We start from the raw sequence: 25394 nt of genomic DNA, 5'->3' as shown, positions 1-25394 counted from the left end.
CGCGGAAAGGAAACGGGCATGAGCACAAGCGACTGGATACGCGCGTACAGCGTGCGCGTGCGCATGTTGGCTGCGATCGCTGTGGTGCTGGTGTTGATGTTGGCCCTCGCCGGAGTGGGGGTGTGGGCGGTGCACCACATGCAGATCGCCCAGCATGAGGCTCTCACGCTGGCCTGGATTGCGGCTGGCAATGGCGGCAACGAGGCCTTCGCGCAGCAAATGATCGAGCTGACCGAGCACGGCGAGCAGATCCGTGCGCAGTCGCTGTGGGCGCTGGCGGCGGCGCTCGTGGTGGCGATGGCCATCGTCGCGCCCACCACCTGGATGAACATGCGCAGCATCGTGCACCCGGTGCACGAGGCGCAGGCGCTGGCGGTGGCCATTGCCCGCGGTGACCTGACCACCCGCGCCGACACCGGCGGACGCGACGAACTGGCCGAACTGATGCGCAGCCTTGCCGATATGCAGGCGTCGCTCGCGCGCACCGTGGGCGAAGTCCACGCCACCGCCGAGCGCATGCGGGCCACGGCCGAATCGGTGGCCAGCGGCAGCCAGGACCTGGCCCAGCGCACCGAGCAAACCGCCGAGCACCTGCGCCAGACCGCCACCAGCATCGACGAGCTGACCCGCCATGTGGCCGCCAGCAGCGAGGCCGCGCAGGCCGCGATCGAACTGGCGCGACGCAACGCCGAGGTGGCCGAGCGCGGCGGCGAGGCCGTCGGCCAAGTGGTGGCGACGATGGACGGCATCCAGGCCGCCAGCCGCAAGATCGCCGACATCATCGGCGTCATCGACGGCATTGCCTTCCAGACCAACATCCTGGCGCTCAATGCGGCGGTCGAGGCCGCGCGCGCCGGCGAGGCCGGCCGCGGTTTTGCCGTCGTGGCGGGCGAGGTGCGCCAACTGGCCCAGCGCAGCGCCCAGGCTGCCAAGGAGATCAAGACGCTCATCGAGGCCAGCGTGGTGCAGGTGGGGACGGGCACGGCCCAGGTGCATGCGGCCGGGGCCACCATCCGCGACATCGTCGCCAACGCCGAGCGGGTCTCCGCCTTCATCCGCGAGATCACCGCCGCCACCCAGCAGCAGGCGCAGGGCTTGTCCCAGATCAATGCGGCCGTGGCCGAGGTGGACCAGATGACGCAGCAGAACACGGCGCTGGTGGCGCACAGCACCGACACCGCCACCCATGTGCGTGCGCAGGCCGAGCGCATGGCGCAGATGGTCGCGGTGTTCCGTCTGCCGGGGATGGCGGGCGAGCACGCGCCGCTGGTGCCGGCGCAGGTGCGCGGGCATGGCGACCCGTCCAGCTACCACGGGCCGGAGCGGCGTCGCTCGCCGCGGGCGGCGTAACCCAAAGGCAAACGATTTCCTCCACTGCACGATACCAAAGGGGACTGCACCATGAGGCTCGATGACATCTCGGTCAGAGCAAGGCTCTACGGAGGATTTGGCGTGGTACTGGCGCTGCTGCTGATCGTGGCAGGCATCGGTCTGCGCGAGATGCTGCACATCGAAACCGCACTGCGCGAGGCCAAGGCGGTGGAGCGACGCGCATTCACCGCGCAGCAATGGGCGGCGTTGAGCGAGTTGAACGGCTCGCGCGTGCTCGCCCTGGTCAAGTCGGGCGGAGATCCTTCGGTCAAAGCCTATTTCGAACCGCTGATCAAGGAAACCACGGCCGAGATCAACCAGCTTCAAAAGGAGCTGGAGCAGTCCGTCACGAATGAAGAGGTGCGGCGCGCGCTAGAGCAACTCGGCGCCATGCGCAAGGCCTACATCGATGCTCGTCAAGAGACGTTCAATGCGTTGTCCACGGGTGCTGTCGAGCAGGCGCAACAACTGGCCGACAGCAAGCTGCTGCCCGCGTTGCGCGCATATCAAAGTGCCCAGGCTCAGCTGGTCAAGCTCCAGACCGATCTGGCCGATCGATACACCCAGCAGACGTCGCAAGCCGTCGCCACCTCGGAATGGATCGTGGCGGGGCTGACGGCCGTGGCGCTGTTGCTGGGGCTGTTGGCCGCGTGGAGGATCACCCGCTCGATGGTGCAACCGCTGCGCTCCTTGCAGGATGTGAACACGCGATTTGCGCAGGGACACATCGAACAGACGCTCGACGTGCAGCGCCGCGACGAAATCGGGGACTTGTTGCGCAGCACGGATTCGGTGCTGATCGCGCTGCGGCGCATCGTGGGCGACATTCGCCAGGCCAGCGTACAGATCGAGACCGCCAGTGCCGAGATTGCGCAGGGCAACCAGGACTTGTCGGCCCGTACGGAGAGCGCCGCGTCCAGTCTGGAGCAGACCGCCTCCAGCCTGGAAGAGTTGACCGAAGCGGTGCGTCACAGTGCGGACGCTGCCCGTACCGCCAACCAGCTGGCGACCCAGGCGGCCGAACAGGCCCGGCAGGGGGGGCAAGTGGTGGAGCAGGCGGTGTCCGCCATGCAGGGCATCGAGGCGAGCAGTCAAAAGATCGCCGACATCATCCAGGTCATCGACGGCATCGCCTTCCAGACCAACATCCTGGCGCTCAACGCGGCGGTGGAGGCGGCGCGCGCCGGCGAGGCCGGGCGCGGCTTTGCCGTGGTGGCGGGCGAGGTGCGCGCGCTGGCGCAGCGCAGTGCCCAGGCTGCCAAGGAGATCAAGGCCCTCATCGAACAAAGCGTGGCCCAGGTGCGCGACGGCAGCGGGCAGGTGCGCCAGGCGGGTGGAACGATGCACGACGTCGTGCAGGCGATTCAGCGGGTCGCCGACATGATCGGAGAGGTCACTGCAGCGGCCAGCGAACAGAGCGAAGGAATCGCCCAGGTCAATGCGGCAGTGGGGCAGTTGGACCAGACCACGCAGCAGAATGCAGCGCTGGTCGAGCAGGCCACCGCCGCAGCCCAAAGCCTGCTCGATCAAGCGCAGCGCTTGCGGGAGTTGGTGTCGTTTTTTCATACCAGCGATGCCACGGTGATGGTGGCGCGTGCGCCGACGTCCAAGGCGATGGGGAGCGTTTCCGCGCGGCCGGTACCCAAGGCCGTGGGCAACGCCGCCAAACCCGCTGTCCGTTTGAGTGCTCCCGCCTCCAAGCCAGCCGACGACGGCGACTGGGAAACCTTCTGACCCTGGCTGACCGCGCGCGATGACCGACGACTTCATCGCCACCCTGCCCGGGATGGCCAGTGCGGCCGCCGACGAGGCCGCGCGCGCCGGCCGGCTGTCGGTGGCGCAGTTGCTCGACGCGCTGCAGCATGCGTTTGTGGTGCTGGACGCACAGGGGCGGGTGGTGGGCTACAACGCTTGCGCGCTGCAGATGCTGGAGTTGCCGCAGGAGCTGATGCAGCGCGCCCCATTGATCGACGAAGTGGTGCGTTGGCAGGCCGCGCGCGGTGACCTCAAGGGTGATCCACAGCGCCTGATCGAGCGCGTTTGGTACCACCTGCGGGCCACCCATGCCAGCGGCCAACCCCACGTGTACAGCTACACCACCGCCAGCGGGCGCACGCTGCAAGGCGCCACCGTCGCCGTGCCGGGTGGCGGTTGGGCGCGGGTCTACACCGACATTTCCAAACATGCCCAGGCGCTGGCGCAGCTGCGCGAAAGCGAGGAGCGCTTCCGCAGCCTCACGGAGCTGTCGGCCGACTGGTACTGGGAGTGGGACGTCCAAGGCCGCTACACCCGCCTGGAAGGGCGGGTGGTGCGCGAGCAGGGCATTGCGTCGATGTTTTTGGGGCGCGCGCCGTGGGAGGTGCCGGCCGCCAACCGCCCCCGGCCCGAGGATTGGCAGCCGCTGCGCGACGCCGTGGCGCAGGGCCGGCCGTTCAAGCGCTTTGAAATCCAACGTACCCTGCCGGATGGCGGCACCTATTGGTTTGCCATCAGCGGCGAGCCGGTGCGCGACGCCGCGGGACGCTGCGTCGGCTGGCGTGGCATCGGGCGTGATGTGACCGCCCGCAAAAACGCCGAGGCCACCATCCAGCGGCTGGCCTACTACGACGACCTGACGGGGCTGCTGAACCGCCGGGCGTTTCAGGATCGCTTGCGTCAGGCGCAGGCCAGCAGCGTGCGCAGCGGTCAGTGGGCGGCGCTGCTGTTCATCGACCTGGACGACTTCAAAGACGTCAACGACGCCTACGGCCACGCCGCCGGTGATGCCCTGTTGCGCGCCTGCGCCGAGCGCTTGCGCGCCGCGGTCCGAGCCGAAGATACGGTGGGGCGGCTGGGCGGCGACGAGTTCGTGGTGCTGCTGGAAGATTTGCACCCGCAGGCCGACCAGGCCGCCTGGCGCGCGCAGCATGTGGCCGAAAAAATCCGCCAGGTGGTGCAGCAGCCGGTCGTCGTCGACGGGCACGACCTGACGGTCACGCCCAGCATCGGCATCACGTTGTTCGCGGGGCAGGAGGAGAGCGCCGCCGACATCCTGGGCCGCGCCGACTTGGCCATGTACCACTCCAAGGCGGCGGGGCGCAACGCGGTGCAGTTTTTTGACCCATCGATGCAGGCCGCGGTGGTGCAGCGCGCCACGCTGCAGCGCGAGCTGCGCCACGGCCTGCGCGACGGCGAACTGCTGCTGTTCGGCCAGCCGATCGTCGACGTGCGCGCGCAGGTCTGCGGGCACGAGGCGCTGCTGCGCTGGCGCCACCCGGTGCGCGGCATGGTGCCGCCGGCCGAGTTCATCCCGGTGGCGGAGCAGACCGGGCTGATCCTGCCGATCGGCCAGTGGGTGCTGCGCGAGGCGTGCCGGGTGCTCGCGCGCTGGGCGGCCGACCCGGCGCGCGCCGGCTGGACGCTGGCGGTCAACCTCAGCGCCCGCCAGCTGCGCCAGCCGGACTTCGTCGACAGCGTGCGGCAGGCCCTGCACGCCGCCGGCGCCGACCCGCGCCGGCTGAAGCTGGAGCTGACCGAAAGCCTGCTGCTGCACGACGTGGAGGACACCATCGCGAAGATGGAGGCGCCCACCGGCCTCGGCATCCAGTTCGCGCTGGACGACTTCGGTACCGGCTACTCGTCGCTCAGCTACCTGAAGCGCCTGCCGCTGACGCAGCTCAAGATCGACCGCAGCTTCGTGCGCGACCTGCTGACCGACCCCAACGACGCGGCCATTGCCCGCACCATTCTGCAGCTGGCGCAGAGCCTGGAGATGGAGGTGGTGGCCGAAGGGGTGGAGACCGCCGGCCAGTACGAGGTGCTGCGCGCCATGGGCTGCCGACTGTTCCAAGGCTACCATTTCGGCCGGCCCGCGCCGCTGGAGCCGGCCGCTTCTTCGCCAGAACCAGCGCCCCCCGCCTGATCGGCGGGCCTGTCTCTCGCTCTTTGTTCCATCCGCCGACCCCGCACCCATGAACGCCCGCCTGCCCGACCCCGCCCAGCCCGTGCTCGACGTGCCCACTACCCGCGCCCGCGTGGACGAGCGCTGGCAGCGCGACATCCTGCCGGCGCTGCAGCGCTACATCGAAATTCCGGCCAAGTCGCCGATGTTCGACCCCGACTGGGCCACGCACGGCCACCTGGAGGCGGTGCTGCGCGACGCCGCCGACTGGGTGGCGCGCCAGCCGGTGCAGGGGCTTGCGCTCGAGATCATCCGGCTGCGCCGCCCGGACGGCACGCCGCGCACGCCGGTGCTGCTGTTCGAGGTGGCCGCGCGCGCCGGCGCCGACGGCGCGCCCGCGCCGGCCAGCGGCCAGACCGTGCTGCTCTACGGCCACCTGGACAAGCAGCCGGAGTTTGCCGGCTGGCGCTCGGGCCTGGGGCCGTGGACGCCGCGCCTGATCGACGACCGCCTCTACGGCCGCGGCGGCGCCGATGACGGCTACGCGGTCTATGCGGCACTCGCCGCCATCGAGGCGCTGCAGGCCGCGGGCCGCGCGCACCCGCGCATCGTCGGCCTGATCGAGACCGGGGAGGAGAGCGGCTCGCCGGACCTGCCGGCCACGCTCGAGGCGCTGCGCGCGCGCCTGGGCGACGTCGGGCTGGTGGTGTGCCTGGACAGCGGCGCCGGCAACTACGACCAGCTGTGGTTGACCACCAGCCTGCGCGGGATGGTCAGCGGCGTGCTGCGCGTGGACATCCTGACCGAGGGCGTGCACTCCGGCGACGCCTCGGGGGTGGTGCCGTCGTCGTTTCGCATCCTGCGCCACGTGCTGGAGCGGCTGGAGGACAGCGCCACCGGCCGCCTGCTGCCCGCCGACCTTCACTGCGAGATCCCGGCCGAGCGCATCGAGCAGGCGCGCGCCACCGCCGCGATCCTGGGGGATGCGGTCTGGCGGCGCTTCCCGTGGGCGCACCATGACTGCGGCGGCAGCACGGCGTTCTCGCTGCCGGTCACGACCGACCCGGTGGAGGCGCTGCTGAACCGCACCTGGCGCCCGACGTTGTCGGTCACCGGGGCGGAAGGGTTGCCGCCGCTGTGCGACGCCGGCAACGTGCTGCGCCCCTACACCGCGTTCAAGCTCAGCCTGCGCCTGCCGCCGCTGGTGGACGCAGCTGAGGCCGCGCAACGCCTCAAGGCGCTGCTGGAGGACAACGCCCCCTACCAGGCGCGCGTGACCTTCGAGCCGGAGGGCGCGGCCAACGGCTGGAACGCGCCGGGGAGCGCCCCGTGGTTCGAGCAGGCCCTGCAGGCCGCCAGCCAGGCGCACTTCGGCGCGCCGTGCGCCACGCTCGGCCAAGGCGGCACGATCCCGCTGATGAACATGCTCAGCGCTGGCTTCCCGCGCGCGCAGATGATGGTCTGCGGCGTGCTCGGGCCGCAGAGCAACGCCCACGGCCCGAACGAGTTCCTGCACGTGCCGTACGCCCGCCGCCTGACCGCGTCCGTGGCCGAGGTCATCGCGCGCATGCCGTGAGCGTCAGACGGGACGTGCCGGCCGGGTGGTGTGTGCCCGCTGCCGCCACGCCAGCGCCACGAGCGCCAGCCCCATCAGCGCCACCGGCACCGTGGAGCCGAGGTTGAGCCACCACCAGCCCTGCGTCGTCACCAGCGCGCCGGAGGCGAACGACGTCAGCGCCATCGTCGCGAAGACGCCAAAGTTGATCGCCGCCTGCGCGCGGTCCTTCTCCTCCGGGCGGTAGGCCTGCATCGCCAGCGTCGTGCTGCCGGTGAACAGGAAGTTCCAGCCGACGCCGAGCAGGAACAGCGCCACCAGGAACTGGTGCAAATCCTGCCCCGACAGCGCGATGGCGATGCAGGCGGCGTTCAGCAGCACGCCCGCGCCCATGATGCGCAGCACGCCGAAGCGCTGGATCAGGTGCCCGGTGACGAAGCCCGGCGCGAACATGCCGATCACGTGCCACTCCAGCACCAGCGCCGCATCCGAAAACGGCATGCCGCAGGTCTGCATCGCCAGCGGCGTGGCGGCCATCAGCAGGTTCATGACGCCGTAGCCCAGCGCCGCGCCCAGCGCCGCCACCGCGAAGCGCGGCTCGCGCAGCAGCTCAGGCACGCTGTGCCCGCCGGCGGCCGCTCCGGCGGGGCGCGGCGGCTCGGCCGGGAAGCGGATGCCGGCCATCACCGCCATCGACAGCAGCGCCACCCCGGCCAGCGCCAGGTAGGCACCGAGGAACGGCGTGCCGAGCACGTCGCGCGTGTGGTTGGCCAGGTTCGGCCCGACGATGGCGCCGATCAGCCCGCCGGCCAGCACCATCGAGACGGCCTTCTCGCGCTGCGACGGCGCGGCCAGTTCCCCCGCGGCGAAGCGGTAGAGCTGCCCGTTGGCGCTGTAGTAGCCCGCTACCACCGTGGCCGTCACCAGCAGCGCGAAGCTGCCCATCCACAGCGCCAGGGCCGCCAGCAGCGCCGAGGCGAGCGCCACCGCAAGGCCGAGCTGAAACGCCACCTGCCGCCCCCAGCGCGCCTGCGAGCGCGCCACCAGTCCCGTGGACAGCGCCCCGCCCACCACGTAGCCCATCACCGGCAGCGTGGCCATCCAGCCCACGGGCGCCAGGCTCAGGCCCACCAGCCCGTTGATCGCGATGAAGACGACGTTGTTGGTCAGGAACAGGCCTTGTGCTACGGCCAACAGCCACAAATTGCGGTTCATGGGCGTTGGTTATAACCGATACCCGCCCGGGTTGTCTGGGTTGTAGGTGGCGCGCGCGACTTCCTACAATCGCCGCATTCCCCCGCTGACGCCGTCCCGTCGGGCGGCCTCGTTCCTCATTCCGTCAGAGGGCCTACCATGGTTCCCCACCTCGTTACCGCGCTGACCGGCCCCATCAACGAGCTGGAGCAGCGCATCCTCGAATCCACCCCGGTCATCGAGCGCTGGTTCCGCCTGGAGTGGATGGAGCACACGCCGCCGTTCTACACCTCGGTGGACATCCGCAACGCTGGCTTCAAGCTCGCGCCGGTGGACACCAATCTGTTCCCCGGCGGGTGGAACAACCTCACGCCCGAGATGGTGCCCCTCGCGGTGCAGGCCGCCATGGCCGCGATCGAGAAGATCTGCCCCGAGGCGAAAAACCTGCTGCTCATCCCCGAGAACCACACGCGCAACCTGTTCTACCTGATGAACGTGGCGCAGCTGCAGCGCATTTTTTACTCGGCCGGGCTCAACGTGCGCATCGGCTCGCTCAACCCCGAGGTCAAGGAACCCACGCCGATCGTCCTGCCCAACGGCGAGCGCATCGTGCTGGAGCCCATCATCCGCCAGGGGCGCCGCATTGGCCTGAAGCACTTCGACCCGTGCACCATTCTGCTCAACAACGACCTCAGCGCTGGTGTGCCGGGCATCCTGGAAGATCTGCACGAGCAGTACCTGCTGCCCCCGCTGCACGCGGGCTGGCATGTGCGGCGCAAGAGCAACCACTTCCGCGCCTACGAGGAGGTGGCCAAGCGCTTTGGCAAGCTGCTGGGCATGGACCCGTGGCTGATCAATCCCATGTTCGCCCATTGCGGTCAGGTCAACTTTGCCGAGGGGACCGGCTTCGAGTGCCTGCAGGGCAACGTCGATGCGCTGCTGGCCAAGATCCGCCGCAAATACAAGGAGTACGGCATCCAGGAGCGCCCGTTCGTCGTCGTCAAGGCCGACAACGGCACCTACGGCATGGGCGTGATGATGGTGCGCGACGCGGCCGAGCTGGCCAATCTCAACCGCCGCACCAAGAACAAGATGAGCGTCATCAAGGACGGCCAGCAGGTCAGCGACGTCATCATCCAGGAAGGCGTCATGACGCACGAGCGCATCAACGAGGCCGTGGCCGAGCCGGTGGTCTACATGATGGACCGCTACGTGGTAGGGGGCTTTTACCGCGTGCACGCCGAGCGCGGTGTGGACGAAAACCTCAACGCCCCCGGGGCGAGCTTCGTGCCGCTGGCGTTCGAGAAGAGCGCCCTGCAGCCGCAGCCCGGCACCCGGCCGGGGGCGAGCGTGCCCAACCGCTTCTACATGTACGGCGTGGTCGCGCGGCTGGCCATGCTGGCCGCCGCCTACGAGCTGGAAGCCACCGACCCCGAGGCCGAGCACTATGCCTGAGACCCCCACCGCACCGGGTGGCCTGGGCCGTGTGCTGGTGGTGGCCGATCCGCTGCACACCTTCGCCACCTACAAAGACAGCACCTTTGCGATGATGCGTGAGCTGGCGCGCCGCGGCGTGCGCCTGGCCGCGTGCGAGCCGGCGCACCTGCACTGGCGCCGCGGCGAGCCCGTGACGGCGCTGGTGCGCGAGGTCGAGCTGACCGGCGCGGCCGGCGACTGGTTCCGCGTGCTCGGCCAGCGCCGCGCGGCGCTGCACGACTTCGATGCCGTGCTGATGCGCAAGGACCCGCCGTTCGACGCCGAGTACTTCTACGCCACGCACCTGCTGCAGCAGGCCGAGCGCGAGGGCGCGCGCGTCTTCAACCGCCCGGCGGCGCTGCGCGATCACCCGGAAAAGCTGGCGCTGATGGAGTTTGCCGACTGGGCGCCGCCGACGCTGGTGACGCGCTCGGCGGAGGCGATCCGCGCCTTCCACGCCGAGCACGGCGACATCATCTTGAAGCCCCTGGACGGCATGGGGGGGCGGGGGATTTTCCGCGTCGGCCCGGACGGGCTCAACCTGGGTGCCGTGGTCGAGACGCTGACCCAGCACGGCCACACCACGATCATGGTGCAGCGCTTCCTGCCGGCCATCGCCCAGGGTGACAAGCGCGTGCTCGTCATCGGCGGCGAACCGGTGCCCTACTGTCTGGCGCGCATCCCGCAGGGCGGCGAGGTGCGCGGCAACCTGGCCGCTGGCGGGCGCGGCGTGGCGCAACCGCTGTCCGAGGCCGACCTGGCCATCGCGCGCGCGCTGGGGCCGCGGCTGGCCGCGCGCGGGCTGCTGCTGGTGGGGCTGGACATCATCGGCGAGCACCTGACGGAGGTCAACGTCACCAGCCCGACGTGCTTTCAGGAAATCACGCAGCAGACCGGCTTTGACGTGGCGGCGCGCTTCGTCGACGCGCTGCAGGCGGCGGTCGTCGCCGCGGCGGCGGAGGGCGGGGCGTGAGCGCGCGCTGGGGGCTGGCGCGGCTGGCGTTCGCGGCGGCGCTGCTGGCGGTGACGGTGCTGTCGCTGCTGCCGCCGCGCCACCTGCCGCAGGTCGCCGTCGACGTCTGGGACAAGGCGCAGCACGCGCTGGCCTACGCGGGTCTCGCGCTGCTGGCGTGGGCCGGCTGGCCGCGCGCGCCGTGGGCAGTCGTGGCCGCGGCGCTGCTGGCGCACGGGGCCGCCGTCGAGCTGGCCCAGCAGGCCAGCGGCTGGCGCCAGGGCGACCCGCTCGACTGGCTGGCCGACGCGGTGGGGGTGGGCATGGGCTGGGGGTTGTGTATCGCCTGGCTGCGCCAGCGGCCGGGCGCGGCCTGAGCCGCGTTCAGGTGCCCGTGTCGGTCATCGGGGCGCCATCGACGAACACGCGCAGTTCCCCTGGGGCGAACGGAATCCAGACCTCGTCCCTCGTCAGCGGGGTGGTGACGATCACCGCCACGCGGTCGCCCGGTTGGGTGACGGTGGAAAAGTCGATCGTCCAGTCTTCGTCGGCCAGTGTGGCGCGAGAAAACGGGTAATCCCGCACCCGGTAGTGCAACTGCGTGCTGCAGTGGGCCCACATCGCGTCGCCGCACGAGAGCAGGAAGTTGAAGGTGCCGTGGCGGCTGATGTGCGGGATCAGCTCGCGCAGCGTCGCGGTCAGTTCGTCCACGGGCGGCAGGCTGGCGTGCGACTTGTCCAGCTCCTGCAGCAGCCAGCAGAAGGCGCGCTCGCTGTCCGTGTCGCCCACGGGGTGGAAGTGGCGGTGCAGCTTGGGCTGATAGCCGTGCAGGTCGCCGTTGTGCGCGAACACCCAGTAGCGTCCCCACAGCTCGCGCATGAAAGGGTGGGTATTCTCCAGCGCCACACGCCCGAAGGTGGCCTTGCGCACGTGGGCGATCACATTGCGGCTGCGGATGGGGTAATGCTCGAGAAAGTCCGCCATCGGCGAACGGGCCGCCGCATCCGGATCGATGAACAACCGCACGCCGCGCCCCTCAAAAAACGCGACGCCCCAGCCGTCGGCATGCGCATCGGTGGCACCACCGCGGCGGCGGAACCCCTTGAAGCTAAACACCGCATCCGTGGGCGTCGCGCAGTTGAGGCCGAGCAATTGGCACACGATGGGCAAGGCCGGGTCGGCGACGGGTCAGAGCTTTTCGGTCTCGCCCGCCTTGGGCTGCCAGGTGAGCAATCTGCGCTCGATGCGGCCGACCAGTCCGTCCAGCACCAGCGCGAACGCGGTCAGCACCAGGATGCCCGCCATGACGGTGTTGATGTCGAAGGTGCCCTCGGCCTGCAGGATCAGGTAGCCCACGCCCTGGCTGGAGCCCAAATATTCGCCCACCACCGCGCCGACGAAGGCCAAGCCCACGCTGGTGTGCAGCGAGCTGAACACCCAGCTCGTGGCGCTGGGCAGATAGACGTGGCGCAGCAACTGCTTGGGCGCAGCACCCAGCATGCGCGCATTGGCCAGGATGACCGGGCTGACCTCCCGCACGCCTTGGTAGACGTTGAAGAACACGATGAAGAACACCAGGGTCACGCCCAAGGCGACCTTGGAGCCGATGCCCAGGCCAAACCACACGGCAAAAATCGGCGCCAGGATGATGCGCGGCATGGAGTTGAGCGCCTTGATGTAGGGCTCCAGGATGGCCGAGGCCATGGGCGACAGCGCCAGCCACAGCCCGGCCGCCAGCCCCGTCACCGAGCCGATGCCAAAGGCCAGCAGCGTCTCGGCCAGCGTCACGCCCAGGTGGCGGTAAATATCGGCATCGGTCACGAACCAGGCCCAGATGCGCTCCAGCACCTTCAGCGGCTCGCCAAAAAAGAAGGCGGCCTGCCGGTCGTTGTCGAACAGAAAGGGCGGGATCAGGCCCGGCTGCGTCAGCACGTGCCACAGCAGGAACAGCGCGACCAGCAAGCCCAGTTGCCACAGCCGCAGGTTGCCCGGTCGGGGTTTGATCAATTGCCACATAGCGGGGGTCGGGGTTGGGTACGCTCAGGCGGCGCGGCGCAGTTGCTGTTGGTAGCCCTTGAGCACCTCCTCGCGCAGCACGCCCCAGATGGCGGCGTGCAGCTCCAGGAAGCGCGGGGTCATCTTCACCTCGGCCACGTCGCGCGGGCGCGGGATGTCGATGGCGAATTCGCCGATCGGGCGCGAGGCCGGCCCGGCGCTCATCACCACCACCCGGTCGCTCATCGCGATGGCCTCGTCCAGGTCGTGCGTGATGAACAGCACCGCCTTGCGCTTGGCCTGCCACAGCGCCAGCACCTCGTTTTCCATCAGCTGCCGGGTCTGGATGTCCAGCGCCGAGAACGGCTCGTCCATCAGGATGATGTCGGGGTCGAGCACCAGCACCTGCGCGAGGCTGGCACGCTTGCGCATGCCGCCGCTCATCTGGTGCGGATAGCGGTCGCCAAAGGCCCCCAGGCCCACGCGGCGCAGCCACTCCTCGGCCTGTGCGCGTGCCTCGGCCGGCGGCATGCCGCGAAACTCCAGCCCCGCCATCACATTGCCCAGCGCCGTGCGCCACGGCATCAGGCTCTCGGCCTGGAACATGTAGCCCGCGCGCGCATTCAGGCCCGTCAGCGGCTGGCCAAAAATGCGCACCGTGCCCCGGCTGGGGGCCAGCAGCCCCGCGGCGACGTTGAGCAGCGTGCTCTTGCCGCAGCCGGTGGGGCCGACGACGCTGACGAATTCCCCAGCCCCCACCGTCAGCGAGACGTGCTCGACCGCCGTGTAGCGCTGGCCCGGGGCGTCCTTGCTGATGAAGGTGCAGGCGATGTCCTGCAGCTCGATCGCCGGCGTCGTCACCGTCAGCCTTTCGGATACTTGGCGTTGGCCTTTTGCACGAAGGCGTTGGTGTAGACGGCGTTCAGGTCCAGCTTGGCCGCGGCCAGCTTGTCGTCCACGCTGCCCAGTGCGCGGAAGGCGGTTTCCGCCCCCTTGGCCGGGAACGCCCCGTCCGGCGACAGCGCGGGCTTGGACGCCAGAAAGCCGTCGATGTATACCGCGCGGTCGCCCAGCAGGTAGCTTTCCGGCACCACCTTGATGATGTCGCCCGCGCCGGCCTGCTGAATCCACTTGTTGGCGCGCACCATGGCGTTGGTCAGGGCCTGCACCGTGTTGGGGTGCTTGTCCACGAACGGCACCGGCGCATACAGGCAGCCGGCCGGCATCGGGCCGCCAAAGACGCGCTCGGCCTCGGCCGGCTTGCGTGTGTCGACGACGATGCGCAGATCGCCCGAGCGCTGCAGCAGCGTGATGACCGGGTCGAGGTTGCTGATGGCGTCGATCTGGCCCGAGCGCATGGCGGCCACCGCGCCGTTGCTCGCCCCCACGCCGATGACACTGACGTCGCTGGGCTTGAGCCCCGCCTTGGCCAGCACGAAGTTGAGCATGATGTTGGTGGAACTGCCCGGGGCCGTGACGCCGATCTTCTTGCCCTTGAGGTCGGCGATCGATTTGAAGTTGGGCAGGGTCTTGGGGTTGACGCCGAGCACGATCTGCGGCGCCAGCCCCTGCAGCACGAAGGCGCGCATCGGCTGGCCCTTGAACTGCATGTTGACCGTGTGCTCGAACGCGCCGGAGACGGCGTCGGCGCTGCCCCCCACCACGGCCTGCAGCGCCCGCGCGCCGCCCGCGAAATCGACGATGTTGACGTCCAGCCCCTCGGCCTTGAAATAGCCCAGTTCTTCCGCGATGGTCAGCGGCAGGTAATAGAACAGGTTCTTGCCGCCGACGGCGATGGTGACCTTGGTCTTTTCCAAGGCCTGGGCGCGCACCCAGGGGGCGGCGGTGGTGGCGGTCAGGGCCGCGGCGGCGGCCAGCCATTGGCGTCGTTGCATCGTGCGTCTCCTCGTCGTATCGATGGTGATGGTCAGCGGACACTGTAGCGCAAAAGCGCCCGGCCTCGCGGGTCGCCCGGGGGCACGGGGCAGGGGTCGGTGGCTCAGCCGGCCCGCAGGGCGGTCAGCACACCCAGCACCGCCAGCGCCAGGACGTTGAGCGCCAGGCCCGCGCGCGCCATCGCGCCGGCGCCGACCACGCCCGCGCCGTAGACGATGGCGTTGGGCGGCGTGGCCACCGGCAGCATGAAGGCGCACGAGGCCGCCAGCGCCACCGACGCGGCCATCGCCGCCGCCGGCAGGCCCAGCTCGGCGCTCAGCGTCAGCACGATCGGCACCAGCAGCGCGGCGCTGGCGGTGTTGCTGACCAGCTCGGTCAGGAAGATCACGAACGCGATCAGCGCCAGCCCGATCAGCCACGGCGACCAGCCGTGCAGGTGCGCCAGCAGCGCCTGCACGAGCCAGGCGGTGGCGCCGGTGCGCGCCATCACCTCGCCCAGCGCCAGCCCGCCGCCGAACAGCAGCAGCACGCCCCACTGCGCGTGGCGCTCCAGCGCCTCGAAGCGCAGCGCGCCGCTGCCCACCAGCGCCACGATCGCGGCCAGCGCCACCAGCGCGTCCGCGTCGCCGGCGATGCCAAGCCGGCGCAGCAGCGGCGCGCCGACTACCCAGCCCAGCGCCGTCAGCGCGAAGATGACCGCCGTCAGCACGCGCGCCCGGGTCCAGACGAACGGCGCCTCGGCGTCGGCGTCCTGGGCCGGTGCGGTGACGGTGGAGTCGCCATCCGCCGCACGGGGGGCGCTGCCGGGGGGGCTCCCCGGGCGGTGGAATGCCGGGCGCAGCAGCAGCGCCAGCGCCAGCCCCATCAGCGGCCACAGCAGCAGCGCGGCCGGCAGCCCGTAGGCCAGCCACGCCGCGAAGTCCAGCCCCGCCTGCGCCGCGGCGATGGCGTTCGGCGGGCTGCCCACCAGCGTGGCCATGCCGCCGATGCTGGCGCTGTAGGCCACGCCCAGCAGCACGAAGGCCGCGGTGCGCGTCGCGGCCATGTCGCTGGGTGCGGCCGGTGCAGGCGGCCGCACCGCCCCGTCGCCGGGGCCGGCCGGTACCGCGGGCCACCAGCCCCCGCGCTGCAGCAGCCCGATGGCCAGCGGCAGCATCATGGCCGTGGTGGCGGTGTTGCTCAGCCACATCGACAGCAGCGCCGTGGTGCCCCACAGGCCCAGCACCGCGGGCCACGGCCGCCCGCGCGCCAGCCGCAGCAGCTGCCGCGCCAGCGCCCGGTCCAGCCCGTGCTGCGTCAGTGCCGCCGCCAGCGCAAAGCCGCCCAGGAACAAAAAGATCACCGGCTGCGCGAAGGCCGCCAGCGCCTCGCGCAGCGGCAGCAGGCCCAGGCCCACCGCCAGCAGCGGCACCAGCAGCGCCGTCACGCTCAGGTGCAGCGCCTGCGTCAGCCACAGCAGGCCGATGGCCGCAAACAGCGCCAGCCCGCCGCGTGCGGCGGCAGGCGCGTCCACGCCCGCGTGCACCGCCAGCGCCGCCACAGCGGCGGCCGCCAGACCCACGGCCGCGCGCGCCGTCATCGCCGCCCCTCCGGATGGCGGGGCGGTCGCAGCGCCCGGGCGCTCAGCAGCGCCAGCGCGCACACCCCGGCCAGCAGCCAGAACGTGTCGGCAAACGCCCCCAGCCGCGCCGGCGCCGTGGCGGCCCCTGCCGCCGCGTCGGCCAGCGCCCCCGGCCCCATCGCGGCCACCCCGTGGGCCGCCAGCCGCCATTCCAGAAACACCCCGCAGACGCTCACCCCCGCCGCCCCGCCCAGCATGCGCAGCAGGTTGATGGCGCTGGAGCCGTGCGGCAGCTGCGCTGCCGGCAGGCCCCGCATCGCCCCCAGGTTGAGCGACGGCAGCACGAAGCCCAGCCCGACGCGCCCGAGCACCGCCAGCGCCACCAGCAGCGCCAGCGGCGCGCCGGCCGGCACGAGCGCGAAGGCGACGAACGACAGCGTCAGCAGCGCCAGGCCCACGGCGACCAGCCGGTGGGCCGGCTGGCGATCGGCCAGCCGCCCGACGACGGCGATGGTCAGCGCCAGTACCAGACCGGCCGGCAGCAGCAGCGCGCCCACCCACGCCGCCGACAGCCCCAGCCCGAGCTGCAGATAGACCGGAAACAGGTAGGTGGAGCCGAACAGCGCCGCGCCGTAGATCAGCGACACCACGCTGCCGGCGGCGAACGCCCGGTGGCCGAAGACGCCCAGGTGCATCAGCGGCTGCGGCCGGCCCCGGCGCGCGCGCCGCCGCTGCCACGCCACGAAGGCCGCCAGCAGCACGCCGGCCAGCGTCAGCAGCGCCGCCGCCCGCCCCGGCGGGCCGCCGTGCAGCACGGTCAGCCCCAGCAGCAGCGCCAGCGTGGCCGCCGCCGCCAGCGCCAGCCCAGCCAGATCCAGCGCCAGCCCGGGGCGGGCCGGCACGCCGCCCGGCGCCGTCACCGGCACGTAACGCCGCGCCAGCGCCCACGACACCAGCCCGAACGGCACCACGAGGAAGAAGATCGCCCGCCAACCCCAGGCGTCCACCAGCAGGCCGCCCAGGCTCGGCCCCAGCGCCGGGGCCAGCACCACGCCCATCCCGAACAGACCGCTGGCGCGGCCCTGCTCGTCGGGCCCGAAGGCGCGCAGGATGATGATGGCCGGAATCGGCTGCACGATGCCGGCGGCCACCCCTTCGGCCAGCCGGGCCGCCAGCACCAGCGCGTAGTGGTCGGCCACGCCGCCCAGCACGCCGCCCGCGATCAGCGCCGCCATGCACAGCACGTAGGTGCGCCGAAAGCCAAAGCGCGCCAGCATCCACGGCGTCGTCAGCATCGACACCACCGAGGCGGCCATGAAGCCGGAGGTGACCCACTGCGCCGCGTCCTGCCCGAGGCCGAAGTGGTGGCTCAGGTCCGGGATGGCGACGTTGACGACGGTCGAGGACACCAGCGCCGCCATCGCGCCCAGCATCACCGACAGCAGCAGCCGCCAGCGGTAGCGCGGGCCGTAGCGCGCCTGCAGCGCTTGCAGGCTGTCGGGCGCGGCGGGGGCAGGGGCGGGCGGGGCGGACATGGCGGCATGGTAGCCGCTTCTACAATCCCGGCATGAGCTTTGTCGACATGCTGCTGCGCGCCGAGGCGCGCCACCGCTCGCGCCTGTGCGTCGGGCTGGACCCGGACCCGGCGCGCCTGCCCGGCCGCTGGCGCGGCCGCGTGGAGCACCTGTACGACTTCTGCGCCGCCATCGTCGATGCCACCGCCGACCTCGTCTGCGCCTACAAACCGCAGATCGCCTACTTCGCCGCACACGGGGCGGAGGCGCAGCTCGAGCGCCTGATGGCGCACATCCGCGTGGTCGCGCCCGAGGTGCCGATCATCCTGGACGCCAAGCGCGGCGACATCGGCAGCACCGCCGAGCAGTACGCCAAGGAGGCGTTCGAGCGCTACGGGGCGGACGCGGTGACGCTGTCGCCGTTCATGGGCTTCGATTCGGTCGAGCCCTACCTGCGCTACCCCGGCAAGGGGGTGTTCCTGCTGTGCCGCACCAGCAACCCCGGCGGCGACGACCTGCAGGCCCAGCGCCTGGCCGACGTGCCGGGCCAGCCGCGGCTGTACGAGCACATCGCGGCGCTGGCGCAGGGGCCGTGGAACCGCCACGGCCAGATGGGGTTGGTGGTGGGCGCCACCTACCCGCAAGAGATCGAGCGCGTGCGCGCCATCGCCCCCACGGTGCCGCTGCTCATCCCCGGCGTCGGCGCCCAGGGGGGCGACGCCGCCACCACCGTGCGCGCAGGCTGGCGCGGTGACGCTGCAGGCCACACCACCGGGCCAGTGATCGTCAATTCGTCGCGCGCTATCCTGTACGCCAGCACAGGCGACGACTTTGCCACGGCGGCGCGAGCCGAGGCCGAGCGCACGCGGGCGGCGCTGTGGGTGTGATTGGGGCAGGGGCACCGAAGTATTCATGCCCGATGGCCGGGCGATACCAGCGACGGCGGTCGAAGGCGAGTTTGCCACCCAGTTTCAATCCGCGCCCGGCCGTTGGGCCGGGCGATACTCACGCGCTCGGCCGGCGCCGGCGGCGTGAAGTCGTTTCAATCCGCGCCCGGCCGTTGGGCCGGGCGATACGCGGCCACGATCTGCGCGCGCGTCAGATCCACGCGGTTTCAATCCGCGCCCGGCCGTTGGGCCGGGCGATACTGCGCGAAGAGATCCGGGTCGTAGCCGGTGATCGTGTTTCAATCCGCGCCCGGCCGTTGGGCCGGGCGATACCGTCCTGGCCACAAGAGCCGCTTTTTGGCGGTTTGTTGTTTCAATCCGCGCCCGGCCGTTGGGCCGGGCGATACGTCCTGAAGGCCGGGGTTTCCCGCGCAAACTGATGTTTCAATCCGCGCCCGGCCGTTGGGCCGGGCGATACGTATCGGCTTGGTCGCGCGCACACAAAGGAGCAAGGTTTCAATCCGCGCCCGGCCGTTGGGCCGGGCGATACTTCTCGATCTGGTTGAGCTCGCGCACGTGCTCGTAGTTTCAATCCGCGCCCGGCCGTTGGGCCGGGCGATACGGTGGATCCGAAATCCGACACCGAGGCCAACATCCTGTTTCAATCCGCGCCCGGCCGTTGGGCCGGGCGATACGATCGATATGGACGCTTTGAAGACCAGGTTTTTGTTTCAATCCGCGCCCGGCCGTTGGGCCGGGCGATACTCGACCAAGCAGATTCTTCGGGCACGGAAATTTTGTTTCAATCCGCGCCCGGCCGTTGGGCCGGGCGATACGGTAAAGCTTGTCGGCAAACCACCCGCGAGTGGGCATGTTTCAATCCGCGCCCGGCCGTTGGGCCGGGCGATACGCTGGCGGCCTGCACCCGCGCCAACACCTCGGCGGGTTTCAATCCGCGCCCGGCCGTTGGGCCGGGCGATACAGCTAGGTTTTTGCTGATCGGAACCAAAAATCAAAGTTTCAATCCGCGCCCGGCCGTTGGGCCGGGCGATACGTCGAGGCTTTGCGCAATTGGCAGTGAAACTAGGAGTTTCAATCCGCGCCCGGCCGTTGGGCCGGGCGATACCCTGCTGGCAGCATCACCTGCTGGCAGCATCAAGCGTTTCAATCCGCGCCCGGCCGTTGGGCCGGGCGATACGAGGGCCGGGCGCGTTCGGCATGGCAAGTAGTCTGTTTCAATCCGCGCCCGGCCGTTGGGCCGGGCGATACTGACGCCCGACCAGTCCTCCACCACATCGCACAGGTTTCAATCCGCGCCCGGCCGTTGGGCCGGGCGATACGCAGGGACACGGTTTACTCCACGGTGATTGTGATGTTTCAATCCGCGCCCGGCCGTTGGGCCGGGCGATACATGCTCAAGGTGCACGTCGTGTTCGACCTTGGCTGGTTTCAATCCGCGCCCGGCCGTTGGGCCGGGCGATACGGAGCTGCGCCAACTGCTGGAGTGGTGGTATTTCGAGTTTCAATCCGCGCCCGGCCGTTGGGCCGGGCGATACTGATCCGTCGCGTGCGCGACATCCAGCAGGATCTGTTTCAATCCGCGCCCGGCCGTTGGGCCGGGCGATACGAAATTGGGTGGTCTACTGCGCACTATCACGCCAGGTTTCAATCCGCGCCCGGCCGTTGGGCCGGGCGATACGCCGTTTGATCCGACGAACGGTCGATTTTTCACGACGTTTCAATCCGCGCCCGGCCGTTGGGCCGGGCGATACCCAAGAGCAAAGCGATTGCGATCAAGCCCGACGAGGTTTCAATCCGCGCCCGGCCGTTGGGCCGGGCGATACATGGCCGAGCGCGCCGAGACCGCGCGGGTGACAGCGTTTCAATCCGCGCCCGGCCGTTGGGCCGGGCGATACGATCCACAACGACACATTCCATCGCGTCCAGTTAGTGTTTCAATCCGCGCCCGGCCGTTGGGCCGGGCGATACCACGGTCCATCACGTAATAAGGTACTGTGATGATGATGTTTCAATCCGCGCCCGGCCGTTGGGCCGGGCGATACGCATATTCCACGCCACCTCCGGCACCGACTGCGTGTTTCAATCCGCGCCCGGCCGTTGGGCCGGGCGATACCCGCCTGGATGACCGGGCGCAGCACCAGCGACTTGTTTCAATCCGCGCCCGGCCGTTGGGCCGGGCGATACTCGCGGCTCCAGTGGCCCCGGCGGTGGCCTGCCTTGTTTCAATCCGCGCCCGGCCGTTGGGCCGGGCGATACCTTATCCCTTATCCCTTGCGCCCTCCAATGGATTGTTTCAATCCGCGCCCGGCCGTTGGGCCGGGCGATACACGTGGCCCAGCGTGACGTTGATGCTCATGGCGTTGTTTCAATCCGCGCCCGGCCGTTGGGCCGGGCGATACCCCTGGTAGGTGCGCAGATCGGCCGGGTTGGACTGGTTTCAATCCGCGCCCGGCCGTTGGGCCGGGCGATACGCAGCCAGGCCAGGTTCGCAGCCTCGTCTTGCTTGTTTCAATCCGCGCCCGGCCGTTGGGCCGGGCGATACTACATCGTCGGGATATAAAACTACGGTGTCTTATTGGTTTCAATCCGCGCCCGGCCGTTGGGCCGGGCGATACCGCGCGCCGTGGCGCTCAGTTCCTCCACCTCGGTGTTTCAATCCGCGCCCGGCCGTTGGGCCGGGCGATACTTTGTTTGATGCGGCACGCGCGCAGATTTAGGTTGGTTTCAATCCGCGCCCGGCCGTTGGGCCGGGCGATACTCGCACTTGACGAGTCGCGCCTGTTTCGACAAACAGTTTCAATCCGCGCCCGGCCGTTGGGCCGGGCGATACCTTGCCTGGGCGCGCACCTGTTCAGGGCGTACGAGTTTCAATCCGCGCCCGGCCGTTGGGCCGGGCGATACGCCGACGCAGGACACCATCACGGCCGATGACATCCAGTTTCAATCCGCGCCCGGCCGTTGGGCCGGGCGATACCGGCACGAAGGCGGGGATGCTGATTGGTGAGTAAAAGTTTCAATCCGCGCCCGGCCGTTGGGCCGGGCGATACCAAATCGCCCGCACCGTGCCGCCGTACCACACCGGTTTCAATCCGCGCCCGGCCGTTGGGCCGGGCGATACGCAACTGGAGTTGATTGTCTACAGCCCCGACGACACCGGTTTCAATCCGCGCCCGGCCGTTGGGCCGGGCGATACTCGATGACGCCGGGGAAGGCCTCGATGCCATGCTTGTTTCAATCCGCGCCCGGCCGTTGGGCCGGGCGATACGCGTGAGGGGTGCGCCATGTCCACGCCCAAGCGTGAGGTTTCAATCCGCGCCCGGCCGTTGGGCCGGGCGATACGCGCGATGAGCGCGTCGGCCACCAGCTTGTGCTGGCTGTTTCAATCCGCGCCCGGCCGTTGGGCCGGGCGATACCTTCCAAGGCCAGCACTCGGCCGGCCTTGTCGTGGCGAAAGACGGGGGAGAGGAAGCGGTATTCGCGCTGCGCGATCAGCTGGGCGGCCTTGGGCGTCCACTCGACGCGCCCCCACAGGGCGCCCTCGCGCACCTCGAGCTGCTTGATCCAGCCCGCTGCCGGCACCGGGCCGGCCTTGTCGGTGGCGGCCAGCGTCTGGTGCTCGTAGTCGATCGGCAGGTCGATGCCGCCGCGCTCGAAGGCAGCCAGCACCGCTGCGCCATCTAATAGATAGGGTCCGCGCCCGTCGCGCCCGCTGAACGACCCGGCCGGAATCAGCTGCACCCACTCGGGCGCGAGCGGCTGACCGTCGCCGGCGGCATCGGGCGGCAGCTCCAGCGCAATGGCCTGCGCGGCGCGAAGGGTCTCGGGGGTGATGTCCATGCCCGGCATGGTGCCTGGCGGGGGCAGTCAAAGGCAGCAGGAAAGGGTTCAGAACCGCACCGCCGGCCCGCCCGGCTGCGCCACGGCCCGGACATACCCCAAAACCCCGGTTCACTCGCGTTCACTTTGGCTTTTTGCGGGCGGGGTAAGGGGGAGGGTGCGACCCGCCGGCTCAAAGGCGCTGGCGGGCGGTTTTCGGGCGGGGCGGGCGGTTTTCAGCCGTCGGCGAGGTGGGCGCGGATCGTCTCCAGGATCAGCGAGCGGGCCGCCTCGTCCAGGCGTCCGTCCTCGGTGACGGGCAGATAGCGCCGCGCCGGGATATCGCCCCAAGGCAGCTTACGCCGGGCGCCGCCAAACTGACCACGCTTTGCGCCGAATTGCAGCACCGCCGACTGTACCGCCGAGCTGCCCACCGCCACCGCATCGCGCCCGGCTTCGTAGTGCAGGCGGTAGCGCACCAGGCTCTTGGAGTCGATCAGCGGCTTGCTGCCCCGTTTTTTCGCCAATGTGGCGGCGCTGTTAGGCGCAAAGGCGGCACCGGTCCAGTCGCGCCCGTCCAGGATACGCTCACGGCTGCCCTCCGCCAGCGCCTGGCCGATGGCGTGCATGGCAGGGGTCATATCGTCCAGGCGGCGCGAAAGGTCATCGAGCGCCCGGCGCACGGCTTTATCGTCGACCTCGATTTTGATCATGCAACCTCCTGCTTGCTGCACTGACGGGACAGGCTATACTGGCCTGTAAGGGCTGGCGGCAAAATCTCCCTCCATCTGGTGAGGGCAGACCTGGGGCCCAAAGGTGTCGTCGCCGGGCGCGGGAGTCCGGCGCGCCAGCCCCACGAGGCGGTCCAGGTGCCGCCTCACTCTTTTTCAATGGGCCTCCTTAGCCGGACGGCGCGCTTTGATGCGCTGACGGGGTATGGTATACTGCAAACAGCCATCGGCAGCCACTGCGCGGCGAGCGCCCCCAAGGACTGCCGGGCACGCCACGGTGACGCCGCGCCGTGGCGTTTTCATTTCGGCCATCGCCGCTTCCCGGTGCGCTGCTGCGCGATGTACTCGTCAGCGGTCATAGTCGGCCTGTCTCTCGGCACAAACGTCGTCACCCCAGTCCACCAGCGCTTGGGGCTGTTTCAATCCGCGCCCGGCCGTTGGGCCGGGCGATACCTCACCGATGCCGATGCGGAGATCGATGCGTATCTGTTTCAATCCGCGCCCGGCCGTTGGGCCGGGCGATACTCCCTTGTTCTTGATATGTCGAAATAGGGATTACTCTGTTTCAATCCGCGCCCGGCCGTTGGGCCGGGCGATACTATCTGCACGACTACCAAATTTGCCATTCTGATACCGTTTCAATCCGCGCCCGGCCGTTGGGCCGGGCGATACCTATGCGTACGTTGACTTTGAAGTGATGATCATTGTTTCAATCCGCGCCCGGCCGTTGGGCCGGGCGATACGGCGTCCCCCTATGTTTGCAATTGCCGCAGATACTGTTTCAATCCGCGCCCGGCCGTTGGGCCGGGCGATACTTGTCCACCCTTGTGACTATTCCTACGCTCACGTGTTTCAATCCGCGCCCGGCCGTTGGGCCGGGCGATACCCCCACGATCAACGACGCCATGCGTTCGAGATAGGTTTCAATCCGCGCCCGGCCGTTGGGCCGGGCGATACATGGCTTGCATCTCCACATCCGTGAAGCGCAGCAGGTTTCAATCCGCGCCCGGCCGTTGGGCCGGGCGATACCCACACGTCGGCCAGCAGCTTGTAGGTCGGGGAAAAGTTTCAATCCGCGCCCGGCCGTTGGGCCGGGCGATACGGTCATCCGGCTCAGCTGGTCGGCGCTCGCGCAGGTCGAACCAGCCGCGCTCGGCTTGCAGATCCATGAATTTGTAGAACTCGCCGAGCAGGATCGTTGGGTCGTTTTCGTCGGTCCGCAGCGAGCCGATCATCCCGGCAAAATCGCCGCGGATCTTGACCACCCGCTGCTGGGCGTAGGCCTTGCGCATGGCCTCGACGTAGCGCTTTGGCCCGTGCGGCTCTGGCAGCGTCAGGTTGATGACCGACAAAACGAGCGTGCGCATCACGGCTTCCTCCCTTGGGCGAAGCCTTGATGTTAGCGCCTGCGGTCGCGGCCAGCCTCAACCGCCGCGCGCGGCCCGCTCGATGGCCTCGCGCAGGGTGTCCAGCACCGCCTGCCGGGCGGCTTCGCCCAGGGTGCGGGCCTGCGGGTCGCCCATGAGCATGCCCCGGCGCGGCATCCGCGACGTGCCGAACTCGTGGAACGCGGCGTAGGGCACGCCAAAGCCCACCCGCGCCTCGGTGCGGTTTGCCGCGCTGGTGAGGCTGCCCAGCAGGTCGCCGTTGTCGTACAGGGGCTTGCGGCTCGCGAGGCGCTCGCGGCCTTTCTTGCTGAGGCTGCCGTCCTTCTTGCGGTTGCCGCGGCCGCGGTCGAGCCAGGCCGACAGGGTCGAAGGCGCCAGCGGCTTCCACGGGCGGCCCGCCGGGTCGGTGGCGGTCTCGAAGCGCTTTTCCACCTGCGCTTCCAGCGCCGTGGCAATCGCGCTCATCACCGGGGTCATGTCGGAGAGGCGCTGCTGCAGCCGCTGCAGCGCGGCGCGCACTTGGCGGTCGTGGAGCTGGATGTCGATCATGGCCGGCTCCTCAAGGTCGGTGTTTGCACGCATTGCATGCGACGTGGGCGCGGTTTGAGGCGCGGGCGGGGTAGGCTATACTGACAGAAAGGGCTGGCGGCAAAATCTCCCTCCATCTGGTGAGGGCAGACCTGGGGCCCAAAGGTTTCGTCGCCGGGCGCGGGAGTCCGGCGCGCCAGCCCCGCGAGGCGGCCCAGGTGCCGCCTCATTTCTTTTCAGGCTATACTGACCGCAGGCGGTGATGCGCTGCGCCCTGACAGGTAACGGGTCCGCGCCAGCGGGTTGTGTGTGGGTTCGAGTCCCACCGCGCATCACCAGCCACCCCACAGAATCTTGATCTTCCTGCCGCGCAGCTTGCCATCGAGCACATCCGCGCGCTGAAGGTTTCAATCCGCGCCCGGCCGTTGGGCCGGGCGATACGTCCGTCGGGGCGGCAAAGCCAGGCCGCTGCTGCTGTTTCAATCCGCGCCCGGCCGTTGGGCCGGGCGATACCCAGATCGTGCTCGCCAGCGCCCGGCGCGTCGCCATGTTTCAATCCGCGCCCGGCCGTTGGGCCGGGCGATACTGCAGCAGGTCGGCACGCGCCAGGCGGCTGACGGTGTTTCAAT

The 25394-nt window shown here is 69.8% G+C and carries 17 protein-coding genes, 2 pseudogenes and 3 CRISPR repeat arrays (1 of these 22 cut by a window edge); of the genes and pseudogenes, 8 read left to right on the top strand and 11 right to left on the bottom strand.

What is annotated here, in order from left to right; all coding sequences use genetic code 11:
• Positions 1 to 18 precede the first annotated feature (18 nt).
• The 4 genes from A9O67_RS02450 to A9O67_RS02435 are packed head-to-tail and all read left to right on the top strand — an operon-like array spanning position 19 to position 6827.
• Positions 19 to 1350: a methyl-accepting chemotaxis protein gene (locus tag A9O67_RS02450; protein WP_068607035.1), complete on the top strand. Its 1332-nt coding sequence runs from the start codon at positions 19 to 21 to the stop codon at positions 1348 to 1350.
• 51 nt (positions 1351 to 1401) lie between these two features.
• Positions 1402 to 3105, top strand: coding sequence for a methyl-accepting chemotaxis protein (locus tag A9O67_RS13925; protein WP_068607033.1), 1704 nt, complete (start codon positions 1402 to 1404; stop codon positions 3103 to 3105).
• A gap of 19 nt (positions 3106 to 3124) precedes the next feature.
• Positions 3125 to 5272 (top strand): putative bifunctional diguanylate cyclase/phosphodiesterase, encoded by a 2148-nt coding sequence (locus A9O67_RS02440; protein ID WP_068607031.1) that lies wholly within the window; start codon positions 3125 to 3127, stop codon positions 5270 to 5272.
• 49 nt (positions 5273 to 5321) lie between these two features.
• Complete coding sequence (locus tag A9O67_RS02435; protein ID WP_068607030.1) at positions 5322 to 6827, top strand: M20/M25/M40 family metallo-hydrolase; 1506 nt, start codon at positions 5322 to 5324, stop codon at positions 6825 to 6827.
• A gap of 3 nt (positions 6828 to 6830) precedes the next feature.
• On the opposite strand, the gene A9O67_RS02430 is transcribed toward A9O67_RS02435, so the two are convergent.
• Positions 6831 to 8021 (bottom strand): MFS transporter, encoded by a 1191-nt coding sequence (locus A9O67_RS02430; protein WP_068607027.1) that lies wholly within the window; start codon positions 8019 to 8021, stop codon positions 6831 to 6833.
• 138 nt (positions 8022 to 8159) lie between these two features.
• On the opposite strand from A9O67_RS02430, the gene gshA reads away from it, so the two are divergent.
• The 3 genes from gshA to A9O67_RS02415 are packed head-to-tail and all read left to right on the top strand — an operon-like array spanning position 8160 to position 10805.
• Entirely contained in the window at positions 8160 to 9455 is a 1296-nt protein-coding gene (gshA, locus tag A9O67_RS02425; protein WP_068607025.1) for a glutamate--cysteine ligase, read from the top strand.
• Complete coding sequence (gshB, locus tag A9O67_RS02420) at positions 9448 to 10449, top strand: glutathione synthase (RefSeq protein WP_068607023.1); 1002 nt, start codon at positions 9448 to 9450, stop codon at positions 10447 to 10449. The genes gshA and gshB overlap by 8 nt, the downstream gene beginning before the upstream one ends.
• Positions 10446 to 10805 carry a hypothetical protein gene (locus tag A9O67_RS02415; protein ID WP_068607021.1) on the top strand — a complete coding sequence of 120 codons (360 nt, stop codon included), beginning with the start codon at positions 10446 to 10448 and terminating at the stop codon, positions 10803 to 10805. The genes gshB and A9O67_RS02415 overlap by 4 nt, the downstream gene beginning before the upstream one ends.
• A 7-nt stretch (positions 10806 to 10812) precedes the next feature.
• Here A9O67_RS02415 and A9O67_RS02410 read toward each other — a convergent pair whose 3' ends face one another.
• The 6 genes from A9O67_RS02410 to A9O67_RS02385 form a co-directional block, all read right to left on the bottom strand.
• The gene (locus A9O67_RS02410; protein WP_068607106.1) at positions 10813 to 11589 is read right to left on the bottom strand and encodes a class II glutamine amidotransferase; all 777 of its coding nucleotides are present in this window, start codon (positions 11587 to 11589) and stop codon (positions 10813 to 10815) included.
• Between the two features lie 27 nt (positions 11590 to 11616).
• A complete protein-coding gene (locus A9O67_RS02405; protein ID WP_068607020.1) occupies positions 11617 to 12444 on the bottom strand; it encodes an ABC transporter permease in 828 nt (275 codons plus the stop codon).
• 24 nt (positions 12445 to 12468) lie between these two features.
• Positions 12469 to 13284: an ABC transporter ATP-binding protein gene (locus A9O67_RS02400; protein ID WP_068607018.1), complete on the bottom strand. Its 816-nt coding sequence runs from the start codon at positions 13282 to 13284 to the stop codon at positions 12469 to 12471.
• A gap of 2 nt (positions 13285 to 13286) precedes the next feature.
• A complete protein-coding gene (locus A9O67_RS02395; protein ID WP_082955295.1) occupies positions 13287 to 14318 on the bottom strand; it encodes an ABC transporter substrate-binding protein in 1032 nt (343 codons plus the stop codon).
• Positions 14319 to 14422: 104 nt separating this feature from the next.
• On the bottom strand, positions 14423 to 15898 hold the full coding sequence (locus A9O67_RS02390) for an SLC13 family permease (RefSeq protein ID WP_082955294.1): 1476 nt from the start codon (positions 15896 to 15898) through the stop codon (positions 14423 to 14425).
• Positions 15895 to 17415: an MFS transporter gene (locus tag A9O67_RS02385; protein ID WP_068607016.1), complete on the bottom strand. Its 1521-nt coding sequence runs from the start codon at positions 17413 to 17415 to the stop codon at positions 15895 to 15897. The genes A9O67_RS02390 and A9O67_RS02385 overlap by 4 nt, the downstream gene beginning before the upstream one ends.
• 32 nt (positions 17416 to 17447) lie before the next feature.
• Between A9O67_RS02385 and pyrF the strand changes: the two genes are divergently transcribed.
• A complete protein-coding gene (gene pyrF, locus A9O67_RS02380) occupies positions 17448 to 18281 on the top strand; it encodes an orotidine-5'-phosphate decarboxylase (RefSeq protein WP_068607014.1) in 834 nt (277 codons plus the stop codon).
• Positions 18282 to 18362: 81 nt separating this feature from the next.
• A CRISPR array of direct repeats spans positions 18363 to 21715; the repeat unit is 37 nt; unit sequence GTTTCAATCCGCGCCCGGCCGTTGGGCCGGGCGATAC.
• A 52-nt stretch (positions 21716 to 21767) separates the two neighbouring features.
• Here pyrF and A9O67_RS14005 read toward each other — a convergent pair.
• The 4 genes and pseudogenes from A9O67_RS14005 to A9O67_RS02370 all read right to left on the bottom strand — a co-directional run.
• Positions 21768 to 22139, bottom strand: a pseudogene (locus tag A9O67_RS14005) (phage protease); the annotation flags it as partial.
• Between the two features lie 215 nt (positions 22140 to 22354).
• Positions 22355 to 22831: a phage virion morphogenesis protein gene (locus A9O67_RS02375; RefSeq protein WP_068607012.1), complete on the bottom strand. Its 477-nt coding sequence runs from the start codon at positions 22829 to 22831 to the stop codon at positions 22355 to 22357.
• Between the two features lie 434 nt (positions 22832 to 23265).
• Positions 23266 to 23951: direct repeats of the CRISPR family, unit length 37 nt; unit sequence GTTTCAATCCGCGCCCGGCCGTTGGGCCGGGCGATAC.
• Between the two features lie 52 nt (positions 23952 to 24003).
• A pseudogene (locus tag A9O67_RS14000) lies at positions 24004 to 24141 on the bottom strand (DUF4747 family protein); the annotation flags it as partial.
• Between the two features lie 132 nt (positions 24142 to 24273).
• Positions 24274 to 24786 (bottom strand): phage virion morphogenesis protein, encoded by a 513-nt coding sequence (locus A9O67_RS02370; protein WP_197484402.1) that lies wholly within the window; start codon positions 24784 to 24786, stop codon positions 24274 to 24276.
• 382 nt (positions 24787 to 25168) lie between these two features.
• Positions 25169 to 25394: a CRISPR direct-repeat array (repeat unit 37 nt; unit sequence GTTTCAATCCGCGCCCGGCCGTTGGGCCGGGCGATAC) (it continues 245 nt past the right edge of the window).

The organism is Tepidimonas fonticaldi (genome assembly GCF_001675355.1).
Taxonomy (GTDB): domain Bacteria; phylum Pseudomonadota; class Gammaproteobacteria; order Burkholderiales; family Burkholderiaceae_C; genus Tepidimonas; species Tepidimonas fonticaldi.
The sequence above is the reverse complement of the archived record's forward strand: the minus strand, read 5'-3'. Positions and strand labels throughout refer to the sequence as shown.

Excerpts from the sequence above, each read along its gene's own strand:
- A9O67_RS02450 (WP_068607035.1), top strand. The coding sequence starts at position 19 with ATGAGCACAAGCGACTGGATACGCGCGTACAGCGTGCGCGTGCGCATG.
- A9O67_RS13925 (WP_068607033.1), top strand. The coding sequence starts at position 1,402 with ATGAGGCTCGATGACATCTCGGTCAGAGCAAGGCTCTACGGAGGATTT.
- A9O67_RS02440 (WP_068607031.1), top strand. The coding sequence starts at position 3,125 with ATGACCGACGACTTCATCGCCACCCTGCCCGGGATGGCCAGTGCGGCC.
- A9O67_RS02435 (WP_068607030.1), top strand. The coding sequence starts at position 5,322 with ATGAACGCCCGCCTGCCCGACCCCGCCCAGCCCGTGCTCGACGTGCCC.
- A9O67_RS02430 (WP_068607027.1), bottom strand. The coding sequence starts at position 8,021 with ATGAACCGCAATTTGTGGCTGTTGGCCGTAGCACAAGGCCTGTTCCTG.
- gshA (WP_068607025.1), top strand. The coding sequence starts at position 8,160 with ATGGTTCCCCACCTCGTTACCGCGCTGACCGGCCCCATCAACGAGCTG.
- gshB (WP_068607023.1), top strand. The coding sequence starts at position 9,448 with ATGCCTGAGACCCCCACCGCACCGGGTGGCCTGGGCCGTGTGCTGGTG.
- A9O67_RS02405 (WP_068607020.1), bottom strand. The coding sequence starts at position 12,444 with ATGTGGCAATTGATCAAACCCCGACCGGGCAACCTGCGGCTGTGGCAA.
- A9O67_RS02395 (WP_082955295.1), bottom strand. The coding sequence starts at position 14,318 with ATGCAACGACGCCAATGGCTGGCCGCCGCCGCGGCCCTGACCGCCACC.
- A9O67_RS02390 (WP_082955294.1), bottom strand. The coding sequence starts at position 15,898 with ATGACGGCGCGCGCGGCCGTGGGTCTGGCGGCCGCCGCTGTGGCGGCG.
- A9O67_RS02385 (WP_068607016.1), bottom strand. The coding sequence starts at position 17,415 with ATGTCCGCCCCGCCCGCCCCTGCCCCCGCCGCGCCCGACAGCCTGCAA.
- pyrF (WP_068607014.1), top strand. The coding sequence starts at position 17,448 with ATGAGCTTTGTCGACATGCTGCTGCGCGCCGAGGCGCGCCACCGCTCG.
- A9O67_RS02375 (WP_068607012.1), bottom strand. The coding sequence starts at position 22,831 with ATGATCAAAATCGAGGTCGACGATAAAGCCGTGCGCCGGGCGCTCGAT.
- A9O67_RS02370 (WP_197484402.1), bottom strand. The coding sequence starts at position 24,786 with ATGATCGACATCCAGCTCCACGACCGCCAAGTGCGCGCCGCGCTGCAG.